Annotated in this window: 14 protein-coding genes; 4 read left to right on the top strand and 10 right to left on the bottom strand. The window is 68.4% G+C overall.

Going from position 1 to position 14,400, the window contains the following annotated elements; genetic code table 11:
- Positions 1-57: 57 nt before the first annotated feature.
- The gene (locus tag CD928_RS08635) at positions 58-264 is read right to left on the bottom strand and encodes a DUF2093 domain-containing protein (protein ID WP_095386696.1); all 207 of its coding nucleotides are present in this window, start codon (positions 262-264) and stop codon (positions 58-60) included.
- Positions 265-551: 287 nt separating this feature from the next.
- Positions 552-2,006 (bottom strand): exodeoxyribonuclease VII large subunit, encoded by a 1,455-nt coding sequence (gene xseA, locus CD928_RS08630; protein ID WP_095386695.1) that lies wholly within the window; start codon positions 2,004-2,006, stop codon positions 552-554.
- Here xseA and purD point away from each other — a divergent pair.
- Both purD and CD928_RS23370 read left to right on the top strand, forming a co-directional pair.
- Complete coding sequence (gene purD, locus CD928_RS08625; protein WP_095386694.1) at positions 2,005-3,282, top strand: phosphoribosylamine--glycine ligase; 1,278 nt, start codon at positions 2,005-2,007, stop codon at positions 3,280-3,282. The genes xseA and purD overlap by 2 nt on opposite strands.
- A gap of 177 nt (positions 3,283-3,459) precedes the next feature.
- Positions 3,460-4,038 carry a hypothetical protein gene (locus CD928_RS23370; RefSeq protein WP_095386693.1) on the top strand — a complete coding sequence of 193 codons (579 nt, stop codon included), beginning with the start codon at positions 3,460-3,462 and terminating at the stop codon, positions 4,036-4,038.
- Positions 4,039-4,454: 416 nt separating this feature from the next.
- On the opposite strand, the gene CD928_RS08615 is transcribed toward CD928_RS23370, so the two are convergent.
- Entirely contained in the window at positions 4,455-5,780 is a 1,326-nt protein-coding gene (locus tag CD928_RS08615) for a hemolysin family protein (protein ID WP_095386692.1), read from the bottom strand.
- Between the two features lie 214 nt (positions 5,781-5,994).
- On the opposite strand from CD928_RS08615, the gene CD928_RS08610 reads away from it, so the two are divergent.
- Complete coding sequence (locus tag CD928_RS08610) at positions 5,995-6,684, top strand: OmpA family protein (RefSeq protein ID WP_095387339.1); 690 nt, start codon at positions 5,995-5,997, stop codon at positions 6,682-6,684.
- 129 nt (positions 6,685-6,813) lie between these two features.
- On the opposite strand, the gene CD928_RS08605 is transcribed toward CD928_RS08610, so the two are convergent.
- From CD928_RS08605 to CD928_RS08575, 7 genes are read right to left on the bottom strand one after another with little or no spacing between them, the layout of a single operon-like run.
- Positions 6,814-7,443 carry a MarC family protein gene (locus CD928_RS08605; protein WP_095386691.1) on the bottom strand — a complete coding sequence of 210 codons (630 nt, stop codon included), beginning with the start codon at positions 7,441-7,443 and terminating at the stop codon, positions 6,814-6,816.
- Positions 7,440-8,111, bottom strand: a complete 672-nt coding sequence (locus CD928_RS08600) for a hypothetical protein (protein ID WP_095386690.1) — start codon at positions 8,109-8,111, stop codon at positions 7,440-7,442. Before CD928_RS08600 ends, CD928_RS08605 begins: the two co-directional genes overlap by 4 nt.
- Positions 8,111-9,004, bottom strand: a complete 894-nt coding sequence (gene folD, locus CD928_RS08595; protein ID WP_095386689.1) for a bifunctional methylenetetrahydrofolate dehydrogenase/methenyltetrahydrofolate cyclohydrolase FolD — start codon at positions 9,002-9,004, stop codon at positions 8,111-8,113. Before folD ends, CD928_RS08600 begins: the two co-directional genes overlap by 1 nt.
- Positions 9,004-9,312, bottom strand: coding sequence for a YggT family protein (locus CD928_RS08590; RefSeq protein ID WP_095386688.1), 309 nt, complete (start codon positions 9,310-9,312; stop codon positions 9,004-9,006). The genes folD and CD928_RS08590 overlap by 1 nt, the downstream gene beginning before the upstream one ends.
- Before the next feature lie 36 nt (positions 9,313-9,348).
- Positions 9,349-10,257, bottom strand: coding sequence for an acetylglutamate kinase (gene argB / locus CD928_RS08585; RefSeq protein WP_095386687.1), 909 nt, complete (start codon positions 10,255-10,257; stop codon positions 9,349-9,351).
- Positions 10,254-10,919 (bottom strand): queuosine precursor transporter, encoded by a 666-nt coding sequence (locus CD928_RS08580; RefSeq protein ID WP_095386686.1) that lies wholly within the window; start codon positions 10,917-10,919, stop codon positions 10,254-10,256. Before CD928_RS08580 ends, argB begins: the two co-directional genes overlap by 4 nt.
- Positions 10,920-10,928: 9 nt before the next feature.
- Complete coding sequence (locus CD928_RS08575; RefSeq protein ID WP_176473522.1) at positions 10,929-12,815, bottom strand: S9 family peptidase; 1,887 nt, start codon at positions 12,813-12,815, stop codon at positions 10,929-10,931.
- 270 nt (positions 12,816-13,085) lie between these two features.
- Here CD928_RS08575 and CD928_RS08570 point away from each other — a divergent pair, with 270 nt between their 5' ends.
- Complete coding sequence (locus CD928_RS08570; RefSeq protein WP_095386684.1) at positions 13,086-14,327, top strand: NupC/NupG family nucleoside CNT transporter; 1,242 nt, start codon at positions 13,086-13,088, stop codon at positions 14,325-14,327.
- Positions 14,328-14,400 lie beyond the last annotated feature (73 nt).

Here is a 14,400-nt window from a genome sequence, read left to right as displayed (position 1 = left end):
TTGCGGCGATCAGCAGGAGCGGCAATGCCGCGGCGGCGCGCGGCCCGAACCGCACCCTCATGCCTGATGGTCGAGCGCGGCCTGCACCGAGATGGCAGCGGTGGCATAGGGCTCCTGCCGCGCCACCGACCAGTAGCGCAGCTCGTCGAGCCCGATCGGCGCGCCGGTCACCGCGCACAGCACATGGTCGCCCGGCGACAGGATGCGGAACCCGTTGGGTCCGTACTGGAGGCGGGCGAGGCGGTTGCGGCTGGCGATCAGCATGGGGGCATATCCATCGGGAAGAGACGTATCGGGCGGACGACTATAGCAGCATCGCGCCGCGCGGCCACCCCCGCTCGCCGCCGAATTAGAGGATCATGCCGCTTGCGGTGTGTCCGCTTGCGACCGGTTGCGGACATACCTCTCCCCTCCCTTTTAGGGAGGGGCTGGGGGTGGGTAGCCGCCGAAGGCGGCGTTCTTTCGTGGGCTCGCTCCGCTCGCGCACCCACCCCTAACCCCTCCCTAAAAGGGAGGGGAATGGCTCAAATCCACCCCAAAGCGACCTTACCTCAAAACAATTCCCCCTGCCCCTTGCCTGGCAACGCTGGCGGAGCCCTGCGCACGGGCTTCGGCGGAGAAGAGGGCGGCGGCGCATCTCCGTCCGCGACCGCCACCGGCACCTCGCCGTCGGCGAACTGGAGCCGCAGATGTCCCGCGGCGCGCGCCGCCGCGGCGTGGGTGACGATTGCCCCGCCAGCATCGCGCACCATCGCATAGCCGCGCGACAGGAGCGCGCGCGGGTCGAGCGAGGCGAGCAGCCGCGCCAGCCCCTCGAGCCGGGCGCGGTCGCGGTCCCACGCCCGCGCGAGCAGCGCCGGGCGCAGCGCCGCGGACCGGCTCGCGAGCCGCTCGGCGGTCACCGCCAGCCGGTGCCGCTGGCTGCGGTCGAGCCGGCCCTCGGCATCGTCGAGCCGCTGGCGCTGCGGCGCATAGAGCGCCTCGCGCCGCGGCAGGTGGCGGGCCAGCGCGGCAAGGCGCTCGCCGCCCAGCGCTTGCGCCCGGGTCGCCGCACCGATCATCCGCCCGCGCCACGTCGCGAGCTGCGCCATCAGCTCGGCGCGCACCGGCACCGCCATCTCGGCCGCGGCGGTCGGCGTCGGCGCGCGCACGTCGGCGGCATGGTCAGCGAGCGTCACGTCGGTCTCGTGCCCCACCGCGCTGATCGTCGGGATGCGGCAGTCGGCGATCGCGCGCACGACGATCTCCTCGTTGAACGCCCACAGGTCCTCGATCGAGCCGCCGCCGCGCGCGACGATGACGAGGTCGGGGCGCGGCACCGGCCCGCCGGGCGCAAGGCCATCGAAGCCGCGGATCGCATGGGCGACCTGCGCCGCCGCGCCCTCGCCCTGCACCAGCACCGGCCAGACGATCACCCGCGTCGGGCAGCGGTCGGCGAGGCGGTGGAGGATGTCGCGGATCACCGCGCCCGTGGGCGAGGTGACGACGCCGATCGTCCGCGGCAGATAGGGAAGCCGCTGCTTGCGCTCCCGGTCGAACAGCCCCTCGGCGCCGAGCCGCGCCTTCAATTTCTCGAAGAGCAGCATCAGCGCGCCCTCGCCCGCGACCTTGAGGCTTTCGACGACGAGCTGATATTTGGAGCGGCCGGGATAGGTGGTGAGCTTGCCGGTCGCGATCACTTCGATCCCGTCCTCGGGGCGAAAGGCGAGTCGCGCCGCCTGCCCCTTCCACATCACCATGTCGATCAGCGCATTATCGTCTTTCAGCCCGGCATAGAAATGCCCCGACGCCGCGCGCTTCGTCCCCGACAGCTCGCCGCGCACCCGCACGCGCGCGAAGCCGTCCTCGACCGTGCGCTTGATCGCCGCCGACAACTGGCTGACCGAAAGCGCGGGAGCATTGTCGCCGGACGGCGACCGACTAACATTGTCGCCCGACGCCGCCTCGGCTAACAGCCGCGCCGCGGGGTCTTCGTCGGACGCCGGATCGGGAAAAGGAATGGACATGAATATCCTGCTGGTGGGCTCGGGGGGCCGCGAACATGCGCTGAGCTGGCAGTTGGCGCAATCGCCGTCTTGCCGCAAGCTCTATGCCGCGCCGGGCAATCCGGGGATCGAAACCTTTGCCGAATGCGTGGGCGTCGCCGCCGACGATCTGGACGGGCTGATCGCCTTCGTCCGCGCGCACGCCATCGACTTCGTCGTCGTCGGTCCCGAAGCGCCGCTCGTCGCCGGGCTCGCCGACCGGCTGCGCGACATCGGCATCCCGGCCTTCGGCCCCTCCGCCGCCGCGGCGCGGCTCGAGGGGTCGAAGGGCTTCACCAAGGATCTGTGCGCGCGCGCCGGCATCCCGACCGCCGCCTATGTCCGCTGCACCTCCGCCGAGGAAGCGCACGCCGTTCTCGAAGGCTTTGCGATCCCCGTCGTGATCAAGGCCGACGGCCTCGCCGCGGGCAAGGGCGTGATCATCGCCGAAACGCGCGAAGAGGCCGCGGCGGCGATCGACGACATGTTCGATGGCGCCTTCGGCGGCGCGGGCGCCGAGGTGGTGATCGAGGAATATATGACCGGCGAGGAGGCGAGCTTCTTCGCGCTCTCCGACGGCACCGATGTGATGGCGTTCGGCAGCGCGCAGGACCACAAGCGCGTCGGCGACGGCGACACCGGGCCGAACACCGGCGGCATGGGCGCCTACAGCCCCGCGCCCGTCCTGACTCCCGATCTCGAAGCCGCGGTGATGGACCGCATCATCCGCCCGACGGTCGGCGCGCTCGCCGCCGAGGGTACGCCCTATGTGGGCGTCCTCTTCGCCGGGCTGATGCTCACCGACGCGGGGCCGAAGCTGATCGAATATAATTGCCGCTTCGGCGACCCCGAATGCCAGGTGCTGATGATGCGCTTCGCCGGCGATTTCGCCGCGCTGCTCCACGCCGCGGCGACGGGCGATCTCGGACATGCGACCCCGCCCGCCTTCGCGCACGACTATGCGCTGACCGTGGTGATGGCGGCGAACGGCTATCCGGGCACCCCCGAAAAGGGCGGCGCGATCCGCGGCATCGCCGATGCCGAGGCGGGCGGCGTTCGCGTCTTCCACGCCGGCACCGCGCGAGCGGACGGGGCGATCGTCGCCGCGGGCGGGCGCGTGCTGAACGTCACCGCGACGGGCAAGAGCGTCACCGAGGCGCAGGCGCGCGCCTATGCCGCGGTCGACCGGCTCGACTTCGGAACCGGCTTCTGCCGCCGCGATATCGGCTGGCGCGAGGTCGCCCGCGAGGCGCGCTAGGGGCTGGCGCGAGGTCGCGCGCGAGGCCGAGTAGCAAGGCTGGACGGAGCCAAGCCTGTTCGATATCTAGATCTTTCAACGTGTCCCCGCGAAGGCGGGGACCCAGAGTAGCGCAAGCTGCCATGACGCTCTGGACTCCCGCCTTCGCGGGAGCACGAAAATGAGGAGCAGAATCCCATGACTTGGCTTCAGGAAAACTGGATCGTCGCGCTCGTCGTGCTGATCGTCGTCATCGCGCTTGTCTGGTGGCTCGCGGCGCGGCGGAGACCGCAGGATATCGCGCCGCCGGCGATCGAACCCGCGCAGCCCGCCAAGCCGCTCGAACCGGCGAAGCCCGACATCGTCGCCGCCGAGCCCGCGTTCAGGAAGGCCGCAACGCCCGCCCCTGCCCCGGCGCCAACCCCGCCGCCCGCACCGGTCGAGGCCGCTCCGCCGCCCCCCGCCCCCGAACCCGCCGCACCGCCACCCCCCGCACCCGCACCCGCACCCGCACCCGCCGCGGGCAAAACCGACAATCTGCAATTGCTCAAGGGCGTCGGCCCCAAGCTGGTCGCGCTGCTGAACGACCTCGGCGTCACCCGCTTCGACCAGATCGCCGCCTGGACCGACGCCGATATCGCCGCGATCGATCCCCAGCTCGGCAATTTCTCGGGCCGCATCACCCGCGACAATTGGGTCGACCAGGCCAGCTATCTCGCGCGCGGCGACAAGGCCGGCTTCGAGGCGAAGTACGGCGCGCTCGGCGGGGAGCTATAGCGGGCTGCTAGCGGGCGATTTCGGTCCTATCCGATGTGATCCCCGGCGAAAGCCGGAGGCCACGAGAGGATTGCCGATAGAAACGCGATTCTTCTTCCATCGTCACCCCGGACTTGATCCGGGGTCCCGCTGGATGCCGAAACCAGTCGATGCCTTAAAAAGCGGGATCCCGGATCAAGTCCGGGATGATGATGGTGAATGGATGGCCGCTCCCCACCCCAAAGCCGGCATTACCCCGAAAAACCGCTTTCCTACATGATCGCGCCGTGCCAGCCTCTCGCATCGGCTCTTTCGCTTCGTGAACATCCGCGGGGCCGCACAGGGGCGCATCGGTGCCGCAAATTCTCGGACGGGTATCATTATACCCGAGGGGAGTGGCAAGTTTGACAACTTAGGATCAAAATCGCGCTCCGGGCCTAGCCTTCGGCCACGCCTTCCTTCGGCCTGCGAATCGCGCTGACCAGCAGCTTGTCGATCTTGCGCCCGTCCATGTCGACGATCTCGAAGCGCCAGCCATGGTCGGTGAAGCTCTCGCCTTCGGTCGGCAGATGCTTGAGGATCGCGAGCGCATGGCCCGCCGCGGTGGCATAGTCGCGGTCGTCGCCCAGCTCGATCCCCAGCCGCTCGGCCATCTGGTCGGCGGGCATCGATCCCGCGATCAGCAGGCTGCCGTCGTCGCGCTCGGTGACGAAGGGCTCGCTCCCGATGTCCTGGTCCGACGCGAACTCGCCCGCGATCGCGGAGAGCAGGTCGGCGGGGGTCACCAGCCCTTCGAAATGGCCATATTCGTCGTGGACGAGCAGCATCGGCACCTCGGCGACGCGCAGGCTTTCGAGCGCGTCCATCGCATCGATCTGGTCGTGGATCACCGCGGCGCGGCGGATCAGCGTCTCGAGGTCGAGCGCCTCTCCGCGAAACAGCGCCCCCGCGATGTCGCGCGCCTGGACGATGCCGACGATATCGTCGACCGAGCCGCGCGCGACCGGCAGGCGGGTGTGCGGGGTCTCGAGCAGTTTCGCCCGCACCGCGTCGGCGTCCGACGCGATGTCGATCCAGTCGACGTCGATGCGCGGCGTCATCACCTCGCGCACCGGGCGGTCGGCGAGGCGCACGACGCCCGAGATGATCGCGCGCTCGCTTTCCTCGATCACCCCCGATTTCGACGCTTCGGCGACGATCAGGTGCAGTTCCTCCGCGGTCACCCGGTCCTCCGATTCGCGCTTGAGCCCGAGGATGCGGAAAACGAGGCCCGAGCTGGTGTCGAGCAGCCAGACGAGCGGCGCCGCGATGCGCGACAGCCACAGCATCGGCACCGCCATGACGATCGCGATGTTTTCGGGTGCGCGCAGCGCGAACTGCTTGGGCACCAGCTCGCCCGCGATCAGCGAGAAATAGGTGGTGACGGCGATGACGACCGCGAACCCCGCGTTGCGCGCGCTTTCGGCGTCGAGGTCGAGCGCCGCCTGCAACCGGTCGGCGACCGGCTGGCCGAGGCTCGCGCCCGAATAGGCGCCGGCGAGGATGCCGATCAGCGTGATGCCGACCTGGACGGTCGACAGGAAGCGCCCCGGATCGGCGGCGAGCTGGCGCGCGATCTTGGCGCCGCGGCTGCCCCGCTTTTCGGCCGCCTGCAGCCGCGGGCCGCGCGCCGAGACGATCGCGAGTTCGGACAGGGCGAAGACGCCGTTGAGGAGGATCAGCACGGCGATGATCGCCACGTCGCTCCAGGGAAAGGGGGTCATGGGATGTGCAGCGGGCGCGATCGCGCCTGGCCCCGGCAATCTTCGGTCATCGCGTCCCTATAGGACAAAGCCGCCGCGTTGCACAATGGCGCCGCGGCCCGGGAGGTCAGGCGCGGTTCAGCAAGATTTTGGAACCACTTGCCGGGCCATCTGTTATCGGGATGGAATGGCGGCGAGCGGGATGGCGCGCCGCCGGAAAAAAGGGAGCGACACGATGAAGACCAAGATGATCAAGCTCACCACCCTCGCCGGCATCGGCGCGCTCGTCCTCAGCGGCTGCGTCACCGATCCCGTCACCGGCGAGAAGAAGATTTCGAAGGCCGCGATCGGCGGTGTCGGCGGCGCGCTCGGCGGCTATCTGCTCGGCGACCTGATCGGCGGCAAGAACAGCCGTACCGAGGAAATCGTCGGCGCCGGCATCGGTGCGGTCGCCGGCGCGGGCGCGGGCTATTATATGGACCAGCAGGAAAAGAAGCTGCGCGAACGCACCGCGGGCACCGGCATCGACGTCGAACGCCAGGGCGACCAGCTCGTGCTCAACATGCCGGGCGACGTCACCTTCGACCTCAACAGCGCGGTGGTGAAGAGCCAGTTCCGCAGCGCGCTCGACAGCGTCGCCTCGACGCTCAGCGAATATCCGAGCACCTATATCGACATCTACGGCCACACCGATTCGTCGGGCAGCGACAGCTACAACCAGGGCCTGTCCGAACGTCGCGCTGCATCGGTCGCCGATTATCTCGGCACCCGTGGCGTCCAGCGCGCGCGCATGGCGACGATGGGCTATGGCGAATCGCAGCTCAAATGCACGCCCGAGACGAGCGAGGCCGACCGCCAGTGCAACCGCCGCGTCGAAATCCGCATCGCGCCGGTGACGCAGAGCGACGTCAACGCGGCGCGGTAACATATCCGGCTGTCGCCGGGTGCGGCACCGGCCCGCTCCCCCGCCCGGCCTCCCATTTCAGGATACGCTGTTGGGAGGCCGGGCGGGGGAGCGGGCCGGTGCCGCGCTTTCCGCGCAGCGGAAAGCCTATCACCCCAGGCTCGGAAAGCTCGCCTTCAGCCCGTCGATCACGAACTGCGCCGCAAGCGCGGCGAGCAGCACGCCGAGCAGCCGGGTGATCACCGCCTCGCCCTTGTTGCCGATCAGCCGCATCAGCGGCCCCGCCGTCAGCAACGCCGCGAGCGTGATCACGAGCACGAGCAGCAGCGCGGCGAAGATGACCAGCGCGCGGTCGAGCCCGTTGTTCTGCGCGACGAGCAGCATGACCGAAGCGATCGAGCCCGGCCCCGCCAGCATCGGCATCGCCATCGGAAAGACCGAGACGTCCTCGACCTCGGGGGTCGAGCGCAGCTTCTCCGCCCGCTGCTCGCGCCGCTCGGTGCGCTTTTCGAACACCATGTCGATCGCGATGATGAACAGCATGATCCCGCCCGCGATGCGGAAGCTGTCGAGGTCGATGTGGAGGAAACTCAGCAGCGCTTCGCCGAACATCGCGAAGAAGACGAGGATGGCGCCAGCGATCAGGGTCGCGCGAAGCGCCATCGACCGCCGTTGCGCCGCGCTCGCGCCCGTGGTCAGGCTGGCGTAGATCGGTGCGCAGCCCGGCGGGTCGATCACCACGAACAGCGTGACGAAGGCCGAGATGAAGAGGTCGATCACGGCTTCGCCGGCGCCGCGACCCGGTCGTCGATCACCGGCGTCATCGCGCTGCCGTCCCACATCCGCACCGTGACGCGGCGCGATCCGTCGGCGCGGACGATCGAGGTCCAGCTCAGCGTCTGGTCGGGCGACAGGCCCACCGCCATGTCGTCGCCTTCCTCGGCTGCGGTCAGCGCCGCGGCGGGCCGCGATCCGCACACCGCCTTTTTCGACGCGATGAAGTCGGGCGCCTCGCGCGGCGTCGCCAGCGCGTCGCCATGGTCGAGCACCCAGCGGATTTCGCCCTTCATCGGGTCGCGGCGCCAGACCGTGGTGAAATAGCCCTGCGCCGGCCCCTTCTGCCACGCGCCGGTCGTCGCGCCGGCATTGCCGTCGCAGCTGATATAGACCGCGTGCGGCTGCCACTTCACCGCTGTCGCGGGGTCCTTCTGCGATCGGAGCCAGTCGCGCGCCTTCACCCGCTGCGGCACGAACATCACCGCATCCGCCGCCGCCGTCTCGCGGAAGGCGGTCCACTGTCCCTTGTCCTGCGCGAGCCGCGCGAAGGCGATTTCGGCGGCGACGAAGGCGCTGGGATTGGCGCCGAGCGGGCGGTTGTACATGTCGCCGCGCGGCGCGCAGCCAGCGAGCAGGACGACGCCGAGAACGGCCAGCGGAAGACCACGCATCAGAAACCCTCCGGATCGGCGAGCCCCGCGCGGCGGTGCGCGGCCACGAGCGTGTTGCGTAGCAGGCAGGCGATCGTCATCGGCCCGACCCCGCCGGGCACCGGGGTGATCGCGGCCGCGACCGCCGCCGCCTCGTCATAGGCGACGTCGCCGACAAGCCGGCCTTTCGCCGCGCCCTCGGCGGGCGGCAGGCGGTTGATGCCGACGTCGATGACGACCGCGCCGGGCTTGATCCAGTCGCCCTTCACCATTTCGGGCCGCCCGACCGCGGCGACGATGATATCGGCGCGGCGAACGCGTTCGGCGAGGTCCTTCGTCCGGCTGTGCGCGATCGTCACGGTGCAATTGGCGCCGAGCAGCAAAGCCGCCATCGGCTTGCCGACGAGGATCGAGCGGCCAATCACCACCGCGTCCTTGCCCGACAGGTCGCCGAACCGGTCCTGAAGCAGCAGCAGGCAGCCATAGGGGGTGCAGGGCACCATGCCGGCGATGCCGAGCGCGAGCCGCCCCGCGCTGACCGGGGTCAGCCCGTCGACATCCTTGTCGGGGTCGATCGTCGCGACCGCGGCCTGCTCGTCGAGATGACCGGGTAGCGGCAATTGCAGCAGGATGCCGTCGACCGCTTCGTCGGCGTTGAGCGAACGGAGGAGCTCCTCGATCTCGGCCTGCGTCGCGTCGGCGGGCAGCCGGTGCTCGAAGCTCGCCATGCCGGCGGCGAGCGTCGCCTTGCCCTTCGAGGCGACATAGACGGCGCTCGCCGGATCGTCGCCGACGAGCACCACCGCTAGGCCGGGTACGCGGCCCGTCGCCGCCTCGAACGCCGGAACCGCGTCGGCGATCCGCAGGCGCAGCGCCGCGGCGAACGCCTTGCCGTCGATGACCTCGGCCGCCATCAGATCAACCCGGCGTTGAGGCCGAGCGTGTAAAGATAGGACATCACCGGCCCGCGCAGGATGATGAGCAGGATCAGGACGACCATCGGCGTCAGGTCGATGCCGCCGAAATCGGGCATAATGCGCCGGAACGGGCGATAGAGCGGCTCGGTGATCCGTTCGAGTACATACCAGAGCTGGCGCACGAATTCATTGTGAGTGTTGATGACGTTGAAGGCGAGCAGCCACGACATCACCGCTTGGACGATGATGATCCACCACAGGATGTTGAGCAGGATCGACAGGATCTGAAGAAGCATGAGGTACATTAAGGTCTCCGGCCGGGGTCGTCGGGTCGCCCCACCCTAGCGATGAATGAGCGTCCCCGCACCCCGTGCAGTGAAAATTTCGAGCAGCATCGCGTGCGGAATGCGCCCGTCGAGGATGACCGCCGCCTCGACCCCGGCGTCGACCGCCGACAAGCAAGTGTCGACCTTGGGGATCATGCCGCCAGTGATCGTTCCGTCGCCCTTGAGCGCATCGATCCCCGCGCGGTCGAGGTCGGTGAGCAGCGTCCCCGCCTTGTCGAGCACCCCCGCGACATCAGTAAGCAGGAAGAAGCGCTTGGCGCCGAGCGCGCCGGCGATCGCTCCCGCCATCGTGTCGGCGTTGATATTATAGGTCGCGCCGTCGGCGCCGAGCGCGACGGGCGCCACGACCGGGATGAAATGGTCGTTCGTCAGATTGGCGAGGATCGTCGGGTCGACGCCGACCGGTTCGCCGACGAAGCCCAGGTCGACGTGGCGCTCGATCCCCGAATTGGGGTCGGGCTCGCTCCGCTGGACCTTTTCGGCGAGCACCAGATTGGCGTCCTTGCCCGAAATGCCGACCGCGCGCCCGCCGAGCCCGGCGATCCAGCCGACGATCTCCTTGTTGATCTTGCCCGCGAGGACCATCTCGGCGACCTCGGCGGTCGCGGCGTCGGTGACGCGCAGCCCGCCGACGAAGGTCGATTCGATGCCGAGCTGCTTCAGCATCGCGCCGATCTGGGGGCCGCCGCCGTGGACGACCACCGGGTTGATGCCGACGGCCTTGAGCAGCACGACATCCTCGGCGAAGTCGCGCTGCGCCTCGGGGTCGCCCATCGCATGGCCGCCATATTTGATCACGAAGGTCTCGCCGGCATAGCGCTGCAGATAGGGCAGCGCCTCGACAAGCGTTTCGGCCTTGGCGAGCAGGTCGGGCATCTTCGCGGGGTCCGCCGTCGGGGTCATGCCGCGGCCTCCACCGCAGGCGCCGTCGTCCCGTCGAGCCGCCGCCCGATCGCGACCACCGCCATGACGAGCAGCGGCACCATCACCGCCGACAGCACGACCTTGGCGATCATCTGCCCCAGCATCAGGTCGCCGATCGGGCGCACGCCATAGAAGCTGACCGTGATGAAGATCAAAGTGTCGACGATCTGGCTGAGCGCCGCGGCGACGAAGCCGCGCAGCGGCAGCAGGCGGCCGTTGTTCGCGGTCATGCGCGAGAAGAGCCAGACGTTGAGGCTGACCGACACGCCATAGGCGAGGATGCCCGCGGCCATCATCCGCCAGCCCTGCCCGACGATGATCGGAAACGCCTCCTTGGCGGGTTCGTACATGCCCGCGTCGGTCGGCAGTTGCAGCACGAACAGCGCGAGCAGGATCGCGAGGATCAGCGGGATGAAGCCGAGCCGCACCAGCCGGTCGGCGACCGCGCGCCCGTGCAGTTCGGCGATGCCGCTCGAAATCGCGATCAGCGTCAGAAAGGGAAAGATGCCCGCCTCGACCGCGAGCGGGCCGAGCGCGACCTGCTTGGCGCCGAGAAAGCCGCCGAGCGGAACCATGCCGCCATAGAGGATCGCGAAGAGCAACAGCGAGGGCGCGAGCGTGCGCGGAGACGAGCTTTCCATCGGCGCCGCTTAATCGCTTTTAAGCGGCGTGGGAAGATGCGGTCCATCGGGCGGATTATGTTTGCGAAGGAAGGCTTCGATCGCGGTCAGCAGCGTCAGCCGGTCGGCCTCGCGCGTGAAATAATGATCGGCGAGCGGAATCGAAACGAACTCGACCGGCTTGCCCGCATCCCGCATCGCATCGTACATGCGCGCCGACTGGCCATGATCGACCGTCACATCCTTCCGTCCGTGGATCAGGAGCAGCGGCGCCTTGATCCGCGCCACCGCCTTGATCGGCGACACGGCGGCGAAATCGGGGGTCATTTTCTGCCACTGGTCGCGATAGAGGCGGGCGCGGAAGGTTCCGCCGAAATCATTGACCTCGCGCCGCAGGTTCGACACGCCGGCAATCGAGATCGCGCAGCGATACTGATCGGGATCCTTCGCGATCCCCCACATCGCGGCATAGCCGCCATAGGAGGCGCCGACGATGCAGACCCGCTTGGGATCGGCAATCCCTTGCGCCACCGCCCAGGCGAGGCCGTCGCTGAGATCGTCCTGCATCGCGAACCCGAGCTGCCCCTGCCCGGCTTTCTCGAACGCGGCGCCATAGCCCGTCGATCCGCGGAAATTGGGCTGGAGGACGGCATAACCGCGCTCGGCCAGGAACTGCGCCCAATAATCGTAGGTCAGCTCATCGTGCGCCCAGGGACCGCCGTGCGGCATGACGATGAAGGGCAGCTTTTTCTCCGCCCGCCCGCGCGGCATGGTGAGCACCCCCTCGATGGCCAGCCCGTCGCGCGCCTTGTACTGGACGAACCGCGACCGCGAGAGCCGCTTGCCCCCGATCGTCTCGTTGATCGCGGCGAAGCGGTCCATCGTCCCCTCGGTCGCGTCATAGAAATAAAGAAGGCCCGGATTGTCGGGGGTGCTGATCCGCACTAGCAGCTTGTCCAGATTGCGACTGTAACTCACGATCCGTACCCGCGACGCCGGCGACATCGCGTCGAGCGTCTTCTGGAGCGCCGCCATCACGGGATCGATCCAGCGCACCGACCCCGCGCGATCGGTGGTCGTGACGCCGAGCAGCCTCGACCGGTCGAAGGAGAGCGCCACGCTGTCGACGTCGGCGCCCTCGACCGCATAGATGGTGCGCACGTCGCGGCCGCTCGCCAGGTCGACCTCGGCAACGACCGAGCGGCCGTCAGGGGCGGTCTTGATTACATAGCCGTGGTCGGTGCCGGGAACGAAGAGAAACGGGACCGTCAACTCCTCCTCGTCGCGCAGCGAAGCGCGGTCGATCGAGCGGAATGTGCCGTCGCCGTCGGTCCGGTAGAGCAGGGTCGCCTGGGTGGTGAAATCGCGATAGCCGATCCCGGTGCGAACACGGCCGAGATGGTCGGCACCCCAGTCCATCACACCCGACCGCCCCCTGAGCACCAGACGCTTGCGCCCGCTGGTCACGTCGACCCGATAGACCGCGGGCCAGTAATCATCGCCGGTATAGATGCTGTTCTGCGCCGCGACGAGTATCTCGTTGCCGCCATCGGTGGGAGTCCAAAGCAGGTCGGCGCCGTTCTGACCATTGAGGTCCCACAATAATTTGGTGATCTTGCCCGTCGTCCGGCTGATCGCCAGCATGCGCGAAATATACCAGTTCTCGCCCGCCACCGGCCGCAGCGCGTGCAAACCGACCACGATATTGTCGTCGTTCACCCAGCGCAGCCACGCGACCTCGGTCTGGTCGGGCACCGCCACCACCACGCTCTTGCTGCGGTCGGCGAGCACCGGCATGATCAGGATGCGCTGCTCGCCGCGGATCGCGAACAGGCCGGCGATGTGGCTGCCGTCGGGGGACAGTTTCGGCATTTCGACGAAGGGCAATTGTGCGAAAGCCGCGGTGGCCAGGGGCACGAATGCCGCCGCAGGCGCGGGTTTCACTGCCCCCGGTGGCGCGCCGTCCGTCGGATTCTGCGCCCACGCCACCCGGGCCAGCGCAAGCAAAATCATCAAGAAAATCAAACGCCCCATGTGACCCTCCCCACCTCCAGGGATGTGTAGAAAGGAATATTCCGCTCGCCAAGCCCGTGCGAACGGCTGCGGCGAACCGAGCGCGACGCCCTTGCCCCGCCGCCAAAGCCCGCTAGACAGACGCAATAAACTTGCGGGGGACGCAGACAAATTATGGAACGATTTATCGGGTTGCTCGGCATCGTCGCACTGCTGGCGATCGCCCTCGCTTTTTCGTCGAACCGCCGCTGGATCCGGCTGCGCGTCGTCGTTCCCGCCTTCCTGCTCCAGGCCGGCTTCGCGCTGCTCGTGATCGGAACGCCGTGGGGCCGCGCGGTCATCCAGGCGATGTCGAACGGCGTATCGAACCTGCTCGGCTATGCGAAGGCGGGCACCGACTTCATCTTCGGCCCGCTCGCCTCGCCCGAAATGGGTGCGAACAGCTTCGCGATCGCGGCGCTGCCGGTGATCATCTTCTTCGCCTCGCTGATCTCGATCCTCTATTATCTCGGCATCATGCAGCTCGTGATCAAATGGGTCGGCGGCGCGATCCAGAAGGTGACCGGCATCACCAAGGTCGAAAGCCTCGGCGCCGCTGCCAACATCTTCGTCGGCCAGTCCGAATCGCCGCTCGTCATCCGCCCCTATCTCGCCAGCCTGACCCCGTCGCAGCTCTTCACCGTGATGACGGTCGGCATGGCCGGGGTCGCGGGCACCATCCTCGGCGCCTATGCGAGCATGATCGGCGAACAGCTGCTCCCCTATCTGCTTGCCGCGAGCTTCATGTCGGCGCCGGGCGGCATCCTGATGGCGAAGATCATGATGCCCGACGACCCCAAGGATCTGGGCATCGAGCCCGTGATCATGCCCGAGGCGAGCCACGACGAGGAAAAGCCCGCCAATATCATCATGGCGGCGGCGCAGGGCGCGCAGACCGGCGTCAGGCTGGCGGTCGCGGTCGGCGCGATGGTTCTCGCCTTCGTCGCGCTCGTCGCGCTCGCCAATGGGCTGCTCGGCGGGATCGGCGGCTGGTTCGGCTATCCCGACCTGTCGTTCCAGGCGATCATCGGCACGATCTTTCGCCCGGTGATGTGGCTGATGGGGGTGCCGTGGGACGAAAGCGCCGCGGTCGGCGGGCTGTTCGGCACCAAGGTCGTGCTCAACGAATTCGTCGCCTTCATCGATCTGGGCAAGATCCAGGGCGATTTCTCGGCGATCTCGGTCGCGATCGCGACCTTTGCGCTCTGCGGCTTCGCCAATTTCAGCTCGATCGCGATCCAGATGGCGGTGACCGGCGGTCTTGCCCCCAACCAGCGCCCGATGATCGCGCGGCTCGGCCTCAAGGCGCTGCTCGCGGGCAGCCTGTCGAACCTGATGTCGGCGGCGCTCGCCGGGCTGATGCTGGGGCTCGTTTGAGCCTTGCCGTCGAAAGCGGGACGCGCAGGCCGGCAGCACCGGCCGATGCGCCTTGCGCCGCAAAAAGTATACC

This window comes from Sphingopyxis sp. GW247-27LB (assembly GCF_002277025.1).
Classification (GTDB): domain Bacteria; phylum Pseudomonadota; class Alphaproteobacteria; order Sphingomonadales; family Sphingomonadaceae; genus Sphingopyxis.
This window is presented reverse-complemented; position numbering and strand designations above follow the sequence as displayed.